General features: G+C 68.9%; 15 protein-coding genes and 1 tRNA gene. 2 read left to right on the top strand and 14 right to left on the bottom strand.

Going from position 1 to position 15688, the window contains the following annotated elements; genetic code table 11:
- Positions 1-20 precede the first annotated feature (20 nt).
- The 12 genes from nuoL to ACXJ1Y_RS04205 all read right to left on the bottom strand — a co-directional run bounded on the left by nuoL (position 21) and on the right by ACXJ1Y_RS04205 (position 12350).
- Positions 21-2129: an NADH-quinone oxidoreductase subunit L gene (gene nuoL, locus ACXJ1Y_RS04260; protein ID WP_463848909.1), complete on the bottom strand. Its 2109-nt coding sequence runs from the start codon at positions 2127-2129 to the stop codon at positions 21-23.
- Positions 2130-2191: 62 nt separating this feature from the next.
- On the bottom strand, positions 2192-2497 hold the full coding sequence (nuoK, locus tag ACXJ1Y_RS04255; protein ID WP_243952842.1) for an NADH-quinone oxidoreductase subunit NuoK: 306 nt from the start codon (positions 2495-2497) through the stop codon (positions 2192-2194).
- A gap of 22 nt (positions 2498-2519) precedes the next feature.
- Entirely contained in the window at positions 2520-3140 is a 621-nt protein-coding gene (locus ACXJ1Y_RS04250; RefSeq protein WP_342164434.1) for an NADH-quinone oxidoreductase subunit J, read from the bottom strand.
- 140 nt (positions 3141-3280) lie between these two features.
- Positions 3281-3769: an NADH-quinone oxidoreductase subunit NuoI gene (gene nuoI / locus ACXJ1Y_RS04245; protein ID WP_243952840.1), complete on the bottom strand. Its 489-nt coding sequence runs from the start codon at positions 3767-3769 to the stop codon at positions 3281-3283.
- A 25-nt stretch (positions 3770-3794) separates the two neighbouring features.
- The gene (gene nuoH, locus ACXJ1Y_RS04240) at positions 3795-4817 is read right to left on the bottom strand and encodes an NADH-quinone oxidoreductase subunit NuoH (RefSeq protein ID WP_463848908.1); all 1023 of its coding nucleotides are present in this window, start codon (positions 4815-4817) and stop codon (positions 3795-3797) included.
- 9 nt (positions 4818-4826) lie between these two features.
- On the bottom strand, positions 4827-6908 hold the full coding sequence (gene nuoG / locus ACXJ1Y_RS04235; protein ID WP_463848907.1) for an NADH-quinone oxidoreductase subunit NuoG: 2082 nt from the start codon (positions 6906-6908) through the stop codon (positions 4827-4829).
- A 190-nt stretch (positions 6909-7098) separates the two neighbouring features.
- Positions 7099-8400 (bottom strand): NADH-quinone oxidoreductase subunit NuoF, encoded by a 1302-nt coding sequence (gene nuoF / locus ACXJ1Y_RS04230; RefSeq protein WP_463848906.1) that lies wholly within the window; start codon positions 8398-8400, stop codon positions 7099-7101.
- A gap of 9 nt (positions 8401-8409) precedes the next feature.
- Positions 8410-9486, bottom strand: coding sequence for an NADH-quinone oxidoreductase subunit NuoE (gene nuoE, locus ACXJ1Y_RS04225; RefSeq protein WP_463848905.1), 1077 nt, complete (start codon positions 9484-9486; stop codon positions 8410-8412).
- Between the two features lie 10 nt (positions 9487-9496).
- Positions 9497-10687 (bottom strand): NADH-quinone oxidoreductase subunit D, encoded by a 1191-nt coding sequence (locus ACXJ1Y_RS04220; RefSeq protein ID WP_463848904.1) that lies wholly within the window; start codon positions 10685-10687, stop codon positions 9497-9499.
- 15 nt (positions 10688-10702) lie between these two features.
- Complete coding sequence (locus tag ACXJ1Y_RS04215) at positions 10703-11350, bottom strand: NADH-quinone oxidoreductase subunit C (RefSeq protein WP_463848903.1); 648 nt, start codon at positions 11348-11350, stop codon at positions 10703-10705.
- Position 11351: 1 nt separating this feature from the next.
- Entirely contained in the window at positions 11352-11942 is a 591-nt protein-coding gene (locus ACXJ1Y_RS04210) for a NuoB/complex I 20 kDa subunit family protein (protein ID WP_243952833.1), read from the bottom strand.
- 42 nt (positions 11943-11984) lie between these two features.
- Positions 11985-12350, bottom strand: coding sequence for an NADH-quinone oxidoreductase subunit A (locus ACXJ1Y_RS04205; RefSeq protein ID WP_243952832.1), 366 nt, complete (start codon positions 12348-12350; stop codon positions 11985-11987).
- Positions 12351-12714: 364 nt separating this feature from the next.
- On the opposite strand from ACXJ1Y_RS04205, the gene ACXJ1Y_RS04200 reads away from it, so the two are divergent.
- Positions 12715-12791, top strand: a tRNA-Asp gene (locus ACXJ1Y_RS04200).
- A 185-nt stretch (positions 12792-12976) separates the two neighbouring features.
- Positions 12977-13714, top strand: coding sequence for a sigma-70 family RNA polymerase sigma factor (locus ACXJ1Y_RS04195; RefSeq protein ID WP_463848902.1), 738 nt, complete (start codon positions 12977-12979; stop codon positions 13712-13714).
- Positions 13715-13765: 51 nt separating this feature from the next.
- Here the strand turns inward: ACXJ1Y_RS04195 and ACXJ1Y_RS04190 are convergent, their stop codons facing one another.
- Entirely contained in the window at positions 13766-15022 is a 1257-nt protein-coding gene (locus tag ACXJ1Y_RS04190; protein ID WP_463848901.1) for a sensor histidine kinase, read from the bottom strand.
- Positions 15022-15687 carry a response regulator gene (locus ACXJ1Y_RS04185; protein ID WP_463848900.1) on the bottom strand — a complete coding sequence of 222 codons (666 nt, stop codon included), beginning with the start codon at positions 15685-15687 and terminating at the stop codon, positions 15022-15024. Before ACXJ1Y_RS04185 ends, ACXJ1Y_RS04190 begins: the two co-directional genes overlap by 1 nt.
- Between the last annotated feature and the right edge of the window lies 1 nt (position 15688).

Below are 15688 nucleotides of genomic sequence, written 5' to 3'. Positions count from 1 at the left end.
CCGCAACGAAGACCGTCGCATCAGTGGGTGCCCTTGGGCAGGCCGGACATCAGGTACCAGCTGATGAAGCCGGCGACGCCGATGAGCATGACGAACGCGTAGTGGTAGAGGTAGCCGGTCTGGAGGCGGACCACCCCGCGGGTGACGTCCACCACCCGGGCGGCGATGCCGTTCGGGCCGAACCCGTCGATGATCCGGCCGTCGCCCTCCTTCCAGAGGAACAGGCCGAACTTCTTCGCGGGGCGCACGAAGATCGCGTCGTAAATCTCGTCCACGTACCACTTGTTGAGTAGGAAGCGGTACAGGGTCGGCTGCTGCGCGGCGAGTTCGCCCGGCAGCTTCGGCTGGCGGATGTACATCCAGAAGGCCAGGACGAAGCCCCCCACCAGCATGATGAACGGCGAGTAGGAGACCAGCGCCGGCACGTGGTGGATGTCGTGCATGATGTGGTTGTCGGGGCCGTGCGCCAGGGCGTGGCCCCAGAAGGCGTCCATGCCCTCGCCGATGAACTTGTTCTTGAAGATCAGGCCGGCGAACAGCGCGCCGAAGGCCAGGATCGCCAGCGGGATCGTCATCACCAGCGGGCTCTCGTGCGGCGTGTGATCGCCGTGGTGCCCGTGGCCGTGATGGTCGTCCTTCACCACGTCGCTGTGGTGGGCCGGCTCGATGTCGTGGCCCTTGTCGTCGTGGGCCGCGCCCTCGGTGTGCCCCGGCGCGCCATCGGCCTCGTGGGCCATGGCGGAATGGGCGACGGCCGGCGCGGCCTGGTGATCGTGCGCCGCGTGGACGCCCCAGCGCGCCGGACCCTCGAAGGTCATGAAGAACAGGCGCCAGGAATAGAACGAGGTGAAGAAGGCGGCGATCACCGTGCACAGGAAGGCCAGGGTGTGGCCCGGCCGGGTCGAGGCATAGGCCGCCTCGATGATCGCGTCCTTCGAGTAGTAGCCGGCGGTGAAGGGGAAGCCGATCAGCGCGAGGGTGCCGATCGCCATCATCGCGCAGGTAAAGGGGATGTAGCGTCGCAGGTCGCCCATGTTCCGCATATCCTGCTCGTGGTGCATCGCGTGGATGACCGAGCCGGCCCCGAGGAACAGCAGCGCCTTGAAGAAGGCGTGGGTGAACAGGTGGAACACGCCGGCCGAGTAGGCGCCGACGCCGAGCGCCACGAACATGTAGCCGAGCTGCGAGCAGGTCGAGTACGCGATCACGCGCTTGATGTCGTTCTGCACGAGTCCGACGGTCGCCGCGAAGAAGGCGGTGATGCCGCCGATCACCGTCACCACGATCAGCGCGTTCGGCGCCACCTCGAACAGGGGCGAGAGCCGGGCGACCATGAACACGCCCGCCGTCACCATCGTCGCCGCGTGGATCAGCGCCGAGACCGGGGTCGGGCCCTCCATCGCGTCCGGCAGCCACGTGTGGAGCAGGAACTGCGCGGACTTGCCCATGGCGCCCATGAACAGCAGCAGGCAGGCGAGCGTCAGGGCGTTCCAGTCATAGCCGAGGAAGTGGAAGCTCATCTCCTTCACGGCGTCGATCTTCGGGAAGATCCCGTCGAAGGCCACCGAGCCGAACAGCACGAAGACGAGGAAGATGCCGAGCGAGAAGCCGAAATCGCCGACGCGGTTGACGATGAACGCCTTCATGGCGGCGGCGTTGGCCGAGGGCTTCTCGTACCAGAAGCCGATCAGCAGGTAGGAGGCGAGGCCGACGCCCTCCCAGCCGAAGAACATCTGCACGAGGTTGTCCGCCGTCACCAGCATCAGCATGGCGAAGGTGAACAGCGACAGGTACGCGAAGAAGCGCGGCCGGTGCGGGTCCTCGTGCATGTAGCCGATGGAGTAGAGGTGCACAAGGGTCGAGACCGAGGTCACGACCACGAGCATCACCCGCGTCAGCGTGTCGATGCGGAAGGCCCAATCGACCGTCAGGTCCCCGGCGGTGAACCACGAGGCCACCTGCACCCGCACCTCCGGCCCGCCGTCGATGAAGACGCCCCAGGCGATCAGCGCCGCGAAGGCGAGGCACGACGTGGTGATCAGCTCGCAGGCCCGCGCGCCGAGATAGCGCCCGAACAGGCCGGCAGTGAGGGCGCCGATGAGCGGGAAGAAGACGATCGCGTGGTACATCGGGGGAAGGCTGTCCGTCTTCGCGTCGGGCGGGGCGGGTTGGGAGACGACGAGGGGCTAAGTCAGCCCTTCATCATGCTCACGTCCTCGACCGCGATCGATCCGCGGTTGCGGAAGAACACCACCAGGATGGCGAGGCCGATGGCCGACTCGGCCGCCGCGACCGTCAGCACGAACAGGGCGAAGACCTGCCCGGTGATGTCGTTCAGCTGGGTCGAGAAGGCGACGAGGTTGATGTTGACCGCGAGCAGGATCAACTCGACCGACATCAGGATGACGATGATGTTCTTGCGGTTGATGAAGATGCCGAGCACGCCGAGCGTGAACAGGATCGCCGCGACGGTGAGATAGTGGCTGAGGCCGATCATCGTGCAATCCCTCCGGCGGGCATCAGACTTCCACGCCCTGGCGCGAAGGCACCTTGCGGGTCTCCACGGCGGTGGCCTGGGTGCGGGCGTTCTGCACCGCGATGTTCTGGCGCTTCACGCCCGGCCGGTCCCGCAGCGTCAGCACGATCGCGCCGATCATCGCCACGAGGAGGATGAGGCCGGCGATCTGGAAGAAATACGCGTAGTCCGTGTAGATCACGCGGCCCAGCGCCTGGGCGTTGGTCATGTTCTCCGCGCTCGCGACGTTGCCCAGCGGCGCCTGCACGAGGCCCGGATCGATGCTCCACGAGCCGACCACCAGCAGGATCTCGATCAGGAAGATCGCGCCGATCAGCGCGCCGACCGGAAGGTATTGCTGGAAGCCCTGGCGCAGCTCGGCGAAATCCACGTCGAGCATCATCACCACGAATAGGAACAGCACGGCGACCGCGCCCACGTAGACGACCACGAGGATCATCGCGAGGAATTCCGCGCCCATCAGCACGAACAAACCCGCCGCGTTCACGAAGGCGAGAATCAGGAACAACACCGACGCGACGGGATTGCGGGAGGCGATCACCATGAAGCCCGACGCGACGGCGAGGCTCGCGAACAGGTAGAAGAAGGCGGCTGCTGCGGTCATGCGCTTCGTGCGTCCGGCCGCTCGCGCGGCCCCTTCTGCCTCGGTGGCGTCAGGCCACCGCAGGCGGCCCGTCTATAGAACCCGGCCAGGGCCGGCACAACGGTCTTGCCGCAATGCGGCGGCCGACAGGCGCATGCCTGTCAGCGATAGGGCGCGTCCATCGCGATGTTGCGCGCGATCTCGCGCTCCCAACGGTCGCCGTTCAGGAGCAGCTTCTGCTTGTCGTAGAGCAGCTCCTCGCGGGTCTCCGTCGAGAACTCGAAGTTCGGCCCCTCCACGATGGCGTCCACCGGGCAGGCCTCCTGGCACATGCCGCAATAGATGCACTTCACCATGTCGATGTCGTAGCGGGTGGTGCGGCGCGTGCCGTCGTTCCGGCGCGGTCCCGCCTCGATGGTGATGGCCTGGGCCGGGCAGATCGCCTCGCAGAGCTTGCAGGCGATGCACCGCTCCTCGCCGTTCGGGTAGCGGCGGAGCGCATGCTCGCCCCGGAAGCGCGGGCCGCGATGGCCCATTTCGAACGGGTAGTTGATCGTCGCCTTCGGCTTGAAGAAATATCGCATGCCGAGGACCATTCCCGACACGAACTCCTTCAAGAGGAGGCTCTTGGCAACCTGATCCAGCTTCATGCCGTGATCTCCGGGTGTCTGGGGGTCACGCGCCGGGCGCCAGGCCGGTGATCTTCAGGACGAAGGCCACGACCACGACCGAGACGAGCGAGAGAGGGAGGAACACCTTCCAGCCGAGCCGCATCAGCTGGTCGTAGCGGTAGCGCGGCACGATGGACTTCACCATCGCGAAGCCGAAGAACAGGAAGCTCGCCTTCAGCACGAACCAGATCACGCCGGGCACCCAGGTGAAGGGCGCGAACGGAATCGGCGAGAGCCAGCCGCCGAGGAACAGCACGGTGCCGAGCGCGCACATGCTCATGATCGCGACGTACTCGCCGAGCATGAACAGCAGGTACGGGGTCGAGGAATACTCGACCATGTAGCCGGCCACGAGCTCCGATTCGGCCTCCGGCAGGTCGAAGGGCGGGCGGTTCGTCTCGGCGAGCGCTGAGATGAAGAACACCACGAACATCGGGAACAGCCACAGCCAGTACCAGCCGAACAGGCCGAGGCTGGTGTCCTGCGCCGTCACGATCCGCGTGAGGTTGAGCGAGCCCGCGCACATCAGCACGCAGATGATCACGAAGCCGAGGGACACCTCGTAGGAGATCATCTGGGCCGCCGAGCGCAGCGCGCCGAGGAAGGCGTATTTCGAGTTCGACGCCCAGCCGCCCATGATGACGCCGTACACGCCGAGCGACGAGATCGCGAAGATGTAGGTGATGCCGACATTGATGTCGGCGATGGCCCAGCCGTCGGCGATCGGCATCACCGCCCAACTCGACAGGGCGAGCATGGCGAACACCAAGGGTGCCAGCAGGTAGATCGCCTTGTTGGCGCCCGCCGGGATGACGGGCTCCTTCAGGACGAACTTGAGCAGATCCGCAAAGGACTGGAACAGCCCGTAGGGGCCGACCACGTTCGGCCCCCGGCGCAGCTGCACCGCCGCCCAGATCTTCCGGTCGGCGAGCAGCGCGTAGGCGATGAAGACGAGGAGCGCGGCGAGGAGCACGAAGCTCTTCAGCGCGATCAGGAGCACGGTCCCGATGAGTTCCAGGGGCGTCATCGGGCTCTCCTACTCGGCCGCCGCGAGGGGCTGAGGCTCGGCCGCCCGCTCGCGGGCGAGCCGCGAGCATTCGGCCAGCACCCGCGAGGCGCGGGCAATCGGGTTCGTCAGGTAGAAATCACCGACCGGCGACACGAAGGCCCCGGTTCCGGTCTCGCCGCCGCGCTGCGCCAGGGCCGCGACCGCGCCCGCCACGTCGCCAACCTCCATGGCATCGACGGCGGCGAAATGCGGGTGGGCCGCGTAGAGCGCCTTGCGGAGGGCGATCAGCGAATCGAACGGCAGGCGATGGCCCAGCACGTCCGACAGGGCGCGCAGGATCGCCCAATCCTCGCGGGCGTCGCCCGGCGGGAAGCCGGCGCGGTTGGCGACCTGCACCCGGCCTTCGAGGTTCACGTAGGTCGCGTTCTTCTCGGTATAGGCGGCGCCCGGCAGGATCACGTCGGCGCGGGAGGCGCCTTTGTCGCCGTGTGTGCCCTGGTAGATCACGAAGGCGCCCGGCGCGACCTCGCACTCGTCCGCGCCGAGGTTGAACAGCACGTCCACCCCGCCGGCGGCAATCATCTGCGCGAAGGTCAGGCCGCCCTCCCCCGGCACGAAGCCGAGATCGAGCGCGCCGACCCGCGCGGCGGCGTGGTGCAGCACGCCGAAGCCCGGACGGCCTTCCGCGACCGCGCCGATCTCCTGCGCCAGCGTGGCGGCGGCGGCCATCACGCCGGGGGCGACGTTCGCGCCGACGACGATGAGCGGGGCCTTCGCCTCCTTGAGCACGTCGAGGAAGCTGTGCTCGCCCCGCGCCAGGGCGGCCAGCGACTCGGAGCCGGCGCCGAGATAGTGGCTCGGGTAGGTCAGGTCGATCTGTTCGCCGATCACGCCCACCGCCAGCGGCGCCATGCGCCAGCGCTTGCGGATGCGCACGTTCAGCATGGACGCTTCGGTGCGCGGGTTGGCGCCGACGATCAGGATCGCGTCCGCTGCCTCGATGCCCGGGATCGTCGGGTTGAACAGGTAGCTCGCCCGGCCGAGCGACGGGTCGAGCCCCGCGCCGGTCTGGCGGCAATCGAGGTTGACCGAGCCGAGGCTGCGGACCAGCTCACGCAGCGCGAAGGTCTCCTCCACGGCGGCGAGGTCGCCGACGATGGCGCCGATGCGCTTCCCGTCGGTGCCCTTCACCTTGGCGGCGATGGCCTGGAACGCCTCGCCCCAGGAGGCCGGGCGCAGGCGGCCGTTCTCGCGGAGGTACGGCCGGTCGAGGCGCTGCATCCGCAGCCCGTCCACGACGTGGCGGGTCTTGTCGGAGATCCACTCCTCGTTGATGTCCTCGTTCACCCGCGGCTCGATCTGCATGACCTCGCGGCCACGGGTGTCGACGCGGATCGCCGAGCCGACCGCGTCCATCACGTCGACCGATTCGGTCTTGGACAGCTCCCACGGGCGGACGTTGTAGCTCTGCGGCTTGTGGACCAGCGCACCCACCGGGCACAGGTCGGCGACGTTGCCCTGGAGCTCCGAGGCCATCGACTGTTCGAGGTAGCTCGTGATCTCCATGTCCTCGCCGCGCCCGATGGCGCCGAGGTCCGGCACGCCGGCCACCTCCGCCAGGAAGCGCACGCAGCGGGTGCAGTGGATGCAGCGGTTCATCGCCGTCCGCACCAGCGGGCCGATATGCTTCTCCTCGACCGCCCGCTTGTTCTCCTGATAGCGGGTCGAATCGACGCCGTAGGCCATCGCCTGATCCTGCAGGTCGCAATGGCCGCCCTGGTCGCAGATCGGGCAATCGAGCGGATGGTTGATGAGGAGGAACTCCATCACCCCCTCGCGGGCCTTCTTGGTGAGGCCGGAGCGCGTCAGCACCTCCGGCGGCTCGCCGTTCGGGCCGGGCCGGCAATCCTTCACCGCGTAGGCGCAGGAGGCCACCGGCTTCGGGGCGCCCTTCAGCTCCACGAGGCACATGCGGCAATTGCCGGCGATGGACAGGCGCTCGTGGAAGCAGAAGCGCGGGATCTCGGCCCCCGCGATCTCGCACGCCTGGAGCAGCGTGTAGTCGGCCGGGACATCGACCTCGGTGCCGTCGACGAGGATTTTGGTCATCGGAACGTCTCGAAATCTGGCACGAACGCGCGAGCCTCGGTCCCACCCGCGACCTCATCCTGAGGTGCGAGGCAGCGCCGAGCCTCGAAGGAGGCCTCCAGCCGGCCGCGCGACCCCTTGAGGTCTCCTTCGAGGCCCGCTGACGCGGGCACCTCAGGATGAGGCTGTGGGCTGGAGACACGCATCAACATCACTCCGCTGCCATCGGCACCGGATCGGAATGGGGGTTGGCCGAGTAGCGGTCGATCCGCTTCTCGATCTCGGGGCGGAAGTGGCGGATGAGGCCCTGGATCGGCCAGGCCGCCGCGTCGCCCAATGCGCAGATCGTGTGGCCCTCGATCTGCTTCGTCACCTCGAACAGCATGTCGATCTCGCGCTTCTGCGCCCGGCCTTCGGCCATGCGCGTCAGCACCCGCCACATCCAGCCCGTGCCCTCACGGCAGGGCGTGCACTGGCCGCAGGATTCGTGCTTGTAGAAGTACGAGATGCGGGCGATCGCGCCGACGATGTCGGTGGACTTGTCGAGGACGATCACCGCCGCCGTGCCGAGGCCAGAGCCGAGGTTGCGCAGGGTGTCGAAGTCCATCTTGGCGTCGATGATCTGCTCCGCCGGAACCAGCGGAACCGACGATCCGCCGGGGATGGAGCAGAGGAGGTTGTCCCAGCCGCCGCGCATGCCGCCGCAATGCTTGTCGATCAGCTCGCGGAAGGTGATGCCCAGCTCCTCCTCGACGTTGCACGGCTTGTTGACGTGCCCCGAGATGCAGAAGAGCTTCGTGCCGGTGTTGTTCTTGCCGCCGAGCCCGGCGAACCACGCCGCGCCGCGCCGCAGGATCGTGCCCGCCACCGCGATCGACTCGACGTTGTTCACCGTCGTGGGGCAGCCGTAGAGGCCCATATTGGCCGGGAAAGGCGGCTTCAGCCGCGGCATCCCCTTCTTGCCCTCAAGACTCTCGATGAGGGCCGTCTCCTCGCCGCAGATATACGCGCCTGCGCCGTGGTGGACGTAGATGTCGAACGGGTAGTCGTGGACGTTGTTCTGACCGACGAGGCGCGCCTCGTAGGCCTCGTCCACCGCCTTCTGCAGGGCGTGCTTCTCGGCGACGTACTCGCCGCGGATGTAGACGTAGCAGGCATGCGCGCCCATGGCGAAGCAGGCCAGCATGCAGCCTTCGATCAGGAGATGCGGATCGTGCCGCATAATCTCCCGGTCCTTGCAGGTGCCGGGCTCCGACTCGTCGGCGTTGACCACGAGGTAATGCGGCCGCCCGTCCGACTTCTTGGGCATGAACGACCACTTGAGGCCGGTGGGGAAGCCGGCGCCGCCACGGCCGCGCAGGCCCGAGGCCTTCATCTCCTCGATGATCCAGTCGCGGCCCTGCTCCAGGAGGAATTGGGTCCCGTCCCAGGCGCCACGCTTCTTGGCGGCGTCGAGCCCCGGCGAGTGCAGGCCGTAAAGGTTGGTGAAGATGCGATCCTGATCGGCGAGCATGTCAGGCCCTCACTTCTTCTCTGGCGCGGAGGCGAGCTTCTCCTCCACCGCCTCGCTGGCGCCCGTGGCTTCCGGCGGCGGCGGGGGGATGTCGCGACCCGGCGATTCCTGGCGGCTCTCCTCGCCGGCGGCGGGCTCGCCCTCGGCGACGCGCTTGGCCGGCGAATCGAGGGCGTCCGCGTCGCCCTGGCGGGCGCCGCCATGCTTGGCGACGGATCGGCCGCGTTCGGCGGCGTCGGCCCGGTCCTCGGGCTTCACCGGCTCCTCGCCATTGGCGGCGCGCTGGGCCGGGGCGTCGGAGGCCGTCCGCTCCACCGGGCGGCCGGCATCGGGCTTGGCGGGCCGGGGCGCGGTGGCCGCCTGCTGCGTCGCCGATTCGGCCTCGCCGGTCTTGGCCGGGGGCGTCGTCGCCTCGACGCCGTCGGCGTCCTTCGCCTGCTCGAAGCGCTTGCGCCACGCGCCGACCCGCGACCCGTCGAACAGGGTCTCGTCGGTGAGCGTGTTGGCGCCGCCCTGCGGCTCGGAGGAGGTGCGCCCTTTCTGCGAGCCGACCTTCACCGGCCGTCCGGCGGCGAGGTCGTCCATCAGCTGCGACAGCGATTCGGGGGTCAGGTCCTCGTAATAGTCCTGGTTGATCTGGACCATTGGCGCGTTGCAGCAGGCGCCCAGGCACTCGACTTCCAGCCACGAGAAGTTGCCGTCCGCCGAGACGTGGCCGGGCGGGCCGAGGCGCTTCTCCAGCATGCCCTTCAGCTCGCGGGCGCCGCAGGAATCGCACGGCACCGTGCCGCAGAGCTGGATCCAGAACCGGCCCACCGGCTCCAGGGCGAACATCGTGTAGAAGGTCGCCACTTCGAGCACGCGGATCTTCGGCATGCCGAGTTCGGCCGCCACCGTCTCGATCGCCTTCTGCGGCAGCCAGCCGCCATTCTGCTCCTGCGCCTTCCACAGGAGCGGGATCACGGCGGAGGCCTGCCGGCCCTCCGGGTATTTGGCGATCTGGTGCTTCGCCCACTCCGCGTTCTCGGGCGTGAAGGCGAAGGTCTGGGGTTGCTCGGAGGCGGGGGCGAGTCTGCGGTTGGCCATCGCTGCTGTCTTACCGATCCACTTCGCCGAACACGATGTCGAGCGTCCCGAGCACACAGGACACGTCGGCCAGAAGGTGCCCACGGCACATCCAGTCCATCGCCTGCAAATGCGCGAATCCCGGAGCGCGGATCTTGCAGCGGTACGGCTTGTTGGTGCCGTCCGACACGAGATACACGCCGAACTCGCCCTTGGGCGCCTCGACCGCGGCGTAGACCTCGCCCTCGGGGACGTGGAAGCCCTCGGTGTACAGCTTGAAGTGGTGGATGAGCGCTTCCATCGAGCGCTTCATGTCCCGGCGCGGCGGCGGGGCGAACTTGCCGTCCACGGAGGCGATCGGCCCCTGTCCGGCGGGCTCGCGCAGCTTGGCGCAGCACTGCTTCATGATACGCGCCGATTCCCGCATCTCTTCCATGCGGATGACCTGCCGGTCGTAGGTGTCGCCGTTCTTGCCTACGGGGATGTCGAAATCCATCTCCTCGTAGCACTCGTAGGGCTGGCTCTTGCGCAGGTCCCACGGGATGCCGGAGCCGCGCACCATCACGCCCGAGAAGCCCCAGGCCATGCACTCGTCGACGGACACGATGCCGATGTCGACGTTGCGCTGCTTGAAGATGCGGCTCTCCATCACGAGCGCGTCGAGGTCGTCCACCACCTGCAGGAACGGGTCGCAGAAGGCGTCGATGTCCTCGATCAGCTTCGGCGGCAGGTCCTGGTGGACGCCGCCCGGCCGGAAGTAGTTGGCGTGGAGCCGGGCGCCGGAGGCCCGCTCGTAGAAGATCATCAGCTTCTCGCGCTCCTCGAAGCCCCAGAGCGGGGGCGTGAGGGCGCCGACATCCATCGCCTGCGTGGTGACGTTGAGGAGATGCGACAGCAGCCGGCCGATCTCGCAGAACAGCACGCGGATCAGCTGCGCCCGGCGCGGCACCTCGATGCCGGCGAGCTTCTCGATCGCGAGGCAGAAGGCGTGCTCCTGATTCATCGGCGACACGTAGTCGAGCCGGTCGAAATAGGGCGTCGCCTGGACGTAGGTCTTGTGCTCGATCAGCTTCTCGGTGCCGCGATGCAGCAGGCCGATATGCGGATCGACGCGCTCCACGACCTCGCCGTCGAGTTCGAGGACCAGCCGGAGAACCCCGTGCGCCGCAGGATGTTGCGGGCCGAAGTTGATGGCGAAGTTGCGGATGTTGTGTTCCGTCACGAAGACCTCCGCGCGTCAGGCCGACTTCTTCTCATCGCCCGGGAGCACGTAGTCGGTGCCCTCCCACGGCGAGAGGAAGTCGAAGTTCCGGAATTCCTGCGTCAGCTGGACCGGCTCGTAGACCACGCGGCCCTCGTCCTGGTCGTAGCGGACCTCGACGAAGCCGGTGAGCGGGAAGTCCTTGCGCAGGGGATGCCCCTCGAATCCGTAATCGGTCAGCAGCCGGCGCAGGTCCGGGTGGCCCGAGAACAGGATCCCGTAGAGGTCGTAGGTCTCGCGCTCGTACCAGTTGGCCGCCGGAAAGACCTCGATGATCGAGGGGACCGGCGTCACCTCGTCGGTCTGCACCTTCACCCGGATGCGGGCGTTATGGCGCAACGACAGCAGGTGGTAGACCACCTCGAACCGCTTCTCCCGCTGCGGGTAGTCGGCCCCGCAGAGGTCGATGAAGCAGCGGAAGCCGCAGGCCGGGTCGTCGCGCAGGTAGGTCAGCGCGTAGACGATGTCGGAGGCCTGCACGACCAGCGTCAGCTCGCCGAAGGCGATGGCCTTCGACACGACGGCCGGACCCAGCGCCCCGGCGACGCGCTCGGCCAGGGTGGCGACGGCGTCGGCGCCGCCCTCGGCCTGGGTGTGGCTCAGGATCGAGATGCCGTTCGTCATGTCAGCGCTCGATCGTCCCGATGCGGCGGATCTTCTTCTGCAGGAGCAGCACCCCGTAGAGCAGCGCCTCCGCCGTGGGCGGGCAGCCGGGCACGTAGATGTCCACCGGCACCACCCGGTCGCAGCCACGCACCACCGAGTAGGAGTAGTGGTAGTAGCCGCCGCCGTTGGCGCAGGAGCCCATCGAGATGACGTAGCGCGGCTCCGGCATCTGATCGTAGACCTTGCGGAGCGCCGGGGCCATCTTGTTGGTGAGCGTGCCGGCCACGATCATCACGTCCGACTGGCGCGGCGAGGCGCGCGGGGCGAAGCCGAAGCGCTCGCAATCGTAGCGCGGCATCGACATCTGCATCATCTCGACGGCGCAGCAGGCGAGGCCGAAGGTCATCCACATCAGCGAGCCGGTGCGGGCCCAGTTGATGAGCTCGTCGGCGCTGGTGAGCAGGAAGCCCCGGTCGGCCAGCTCGTCGCTGATCGACAGGAAGGTCGGGTCGTCGGCGCCGATCGGGCGGCCGGTGTTCGGATCGATGATCCCCTTCGGCTGCGGCGCGATGGCCGGGGTCCGGGGTGAGGTCTCGGTGATCAGGGCCATTCAGCGCCTCGGAATCTCAACGGTCTCGGCGGATCGCGGGGGTTAGTCCCACTCGAGGGCGCCCTTGCGCCACTCGTAGACGAACCCGACGGTCAGCACGCCGAGGAAGATCATCATCGACCAGAAGCCGTACCACCCGAGCTCCCCGAAGGTGATCGCCCAGGGGAACAGGAAGGCGACCTCGAGGTCGAAGATGATGAACAGGATGGCGACGAGATAGAAGCGCACGTCGAACTTCATGCGCGCGTCGTCGAAGGCGTTGAAGCCGCACTCGTAGGCCGACAGCTTCTCGGGATCCGGCGCCTTGAAGGCCACCAGGAAGGGCACCACCAACAGGGCGGAGGCGATGAAGAGCGCCACCCCGATGAACACGATGAGCGGAAGGTAGTCCGCCAGCAATCCGGTCATGCCCGAGCCTCACGAATCGAGGGACGGAGCGGCGCGAGGCCGGACCGGCTCCCCCGGTGGAATTGTTCTTATGCCAGGATGCGTTCGCGGGTGGCTTAGTCGAGGCGCCGTCGCATGACAATGGGCGTTCCGCGTCGCACAAACCGCGTCTCCTCCCCCAAGATGGGGAACGGGGCGGGCCTGCGCAGACGGCAGATCCGCACACGTGGCAGAGCGACGCCCGCGACGACCCCGATTCCCGCCCCGCCAAGCTTTCTCGCGGGACGTGAGAATTCGGGCGCGACTCGCGCTTGACAGGGGGGGCTCCCACCCATACACCCCCCGTCGTCGCGCAGCACTGAGGTGCTCAGCAGCGGCCGCCCGCGCGGGCGTAGCTCAGTTGGTTAGAGTGCCGGCCTGTCACGCCGGAGGTCGCGGGTTCGAGCCCCGTCGCCCGCGCCACTTTCAAGCTTCCCCCTCCCGATCGCCAGTTCGCCCATGCGGCGTTGTGCGCACGGTCTTCCGCCCTGCGGCGCGACTGGTATGTGCTTACCGGTTAACGCATGTTGCGGCGACCGCTCCGGTGACGGGTAACACTTCAGGTCCTGACGCGAGGTCCCGTCTCGCGCCGTCTTCCAGCGGACCTGATGACCGAATCCGACGTCTCTCTCCTGGACGGCGACGCCGCCCCCGCTCTCCCCGATTCCGTGCGCCGGCATCTGGGCGTGCTCCTGCAGAGCGCCTACGCGGACGCGCCGAGCGAACCCGACCGGTTCGCGGACCTGCTCGCGCGCCTGGACCAGGTGCTGGGACAGACCGGGCGCCTGGGCGCGGCGGACGAGGACACGTTCCGCACGGGGCTGCTCGCGAGCGTGCCGGCGCTGCGCCGGTTCGCCCTGTCGCTGGCCCGCGAGCCGGCGGCCGCCGACGACCTCGTGCAGGACGCGCTCCTGCGCGCGTGGCGCGGGCGCGGCGGCTTTGCGCCGGGCACGAACCTCGAAGCGTGGCTGTTCACGATCCTGCGCAACGTCTTCTACAGCCGCCACCGCCGCCAGACCCGCGAGGTGCCCGACAGCGACGGCGATTACGCCGGCCGCCTCGCCGCCGCCCCCGAGCAGGGCGGCCATCTCGACCTGCAGGACGTGCGCGCGGCCCTCGACCGCCTCGCCCCGGTGATGCGCGAGGCCCTCGTCCTCGTGGGCATCGAGAACCTGAGCTACGAGGAGGCCGCCGCCGTCATGGAATGCCAGATCGGCACGGCCAAGAGCCGGGTCTGGCGGGCGCGGGCGCAGCTCGCGCGGATGCTCGGCTACGGCGGCGCCGACATCGGCAGCGACGGCGTCACCCTCTCGGCGCTCGGCACGACGAGCGACGCCTCCGCCTGACCTAGTGCAGTTTTTCCAGACACGGCTGACGCCTTCGTCTGGATCGATGCGCTAGCCCGGCAGGGTGAGGGTCGCGCGCAGGCCCCCGCCCGCCGCGCGCCCGAGGCTCAGGGCGCCGCCGTACAATTCCGCCAGTTCGAGGGTGATCGGTAGGCCGAACCCGTCGCCGGGGACGGCCTCGTCCAGGCGCCGGCCGCGCGCCATCACCGCTGTCGCGGCCTCCGGCGTCAGGCCGGGGCCGTCATCCTCGATGCGGATCTCGATCTGCGCCCCGACTCGCTGCGCGGTCACGGAGACGCTTCCGGCGCACCACCGGCAGGCATTGTCGAGGAGGTTGCCCAGCATCTCGTCGCAATCCTGTTCCTCGCAGGCCAGGGCGAGGCCGTCCGGCACGGCGAGCGCGATCTCCGGCGCCTTGTCCGCATGGATGCGCACCAGCACCGACCGCAGGTCCGTCAGGCGCGGCAGCAGGGGCGTGCGCGCCCGGCCCGGCCCCGCCAGGGCGGCGGCCCGGGCGCGGCGCAGGTGGTGGCGCACCCGCCGGTCCATATCGTCGACCTGCGCGGCGAGCGTGCCCTCGGGATCGCGGGCGGGGTCGCGCAGGGCCAGGGCGAGGGTCGCGAGGGGCGTCTTGAGGGCGTGGGCGAGGTTGGCGACATGGCCCCGGGCGCGGTCGAGGTTGCGCTCGTTCTCATCGAGCAGGGCGTTCAACTCGGCGACGAGGGGGCGGACCTCCTCCGGCTGGCGGGAGGGGATCCGCGCCTGCCTGCCGGTGCGCACGGCGGCGAGATGGTCCCGCAGGCGCCGGAGGGGGGCGAGGCCGAGGCGCACCTGCGCCACCGCCCCGAAGGCGAGGACGAGGCCGAGGCCGCCGAGCGCCACGGCGAGGCTCACGAGCACGTCGCGCAGGGGGCCGTAGAGGGCGATCTGCGGCGCGCCGACGAGGATCCGCGCGGGCGGCTCCCCCGGCAGGTCGAGTTCGCGCAGCATCAGGTTCGCGGGCGGGCGGCGCTCATCGAAGGAGTCCGAGCGGACGAGTTCGTCGCCCCTCCGCACCTCCCAGATCCAGCCGCCCGGCCGGTCGAAGGGCGGGCCGTCGAACCGTTCCGGGTGGGCGGTCAGGGTTCCCGCGTCCATGCCGGCGCGCAGCGCCGTGATCTGCGCGTCGAGCCGCCCGTCGATCTGCGCGCGCAGGAAGCGGGTGAGGATCACGCCGATGGCGAGGCCGGCGACGACCAGCGCCACGGTCACGGCGGCGAGGGCGGCGGCGACGAGGCGCGTGCGCAGGGAGCCGAAGCGCAGGTGCATCAGGCCGCCTCGGCCGTGAGGCGGTAGCCGTGGCCGCGGATCGCCTCGATCCGGGCGGGGGCGATCTTCTTGCGCAGCCGCGCGACGATCACCTCCACCGAGTTCGAATCGACCTCGGCGTCGCCGTCGTAGACGCGCTCGATCAGGTAGGTGCGCGGCACCACCGAATCCCGGTTGAGCATCAGGCAGGACAGGACCCGCCATTCGAGACCGGTGAGGCGCAGGGGCAGCCCGTCCCGCTCGAAGGCGCCGAGGCCCGGATCGAAGCTCAAGGGTCCGCAGCTGAGGCGGCTCGCGCCATGCCCCTGGCTCCGCCGCACCAGGGCGCGCAGGCGGATCACCAGCTCCTCCACCCGCACGGGCTTCACGAGGTAGTCGTCGGCGCCGGCCTTGAACGCGGCGACCTTGTCGCTCCACCCGTCGCGGGCCGTGAGCACCAGCACGGGGAGCGTCCGCCCCGCCGCGCGCCACGCATTGAGGACTGAGACGCCGTCGCCGCGCGGCAGGCCGAGATCGAGGATGCAGGCGTCGTAGCCCTCCGTCTCCCCGAGATGGCGGGCATCATCGCCCGTCGCCGCCCGGTCGAGGACGAAGTTCTCCGCGCGCAAGGCGCGGTCGATCTCCGCCGCCAGCGCCGCATCGTCCTCAACCAGCAGGATCTTCACG

This window comes from Methylobacterium sp. TK26, from assembly GCF_055361565.1.
This window is presented reverse-complemented; position numbering and strand designations above follow the sequence as displayed.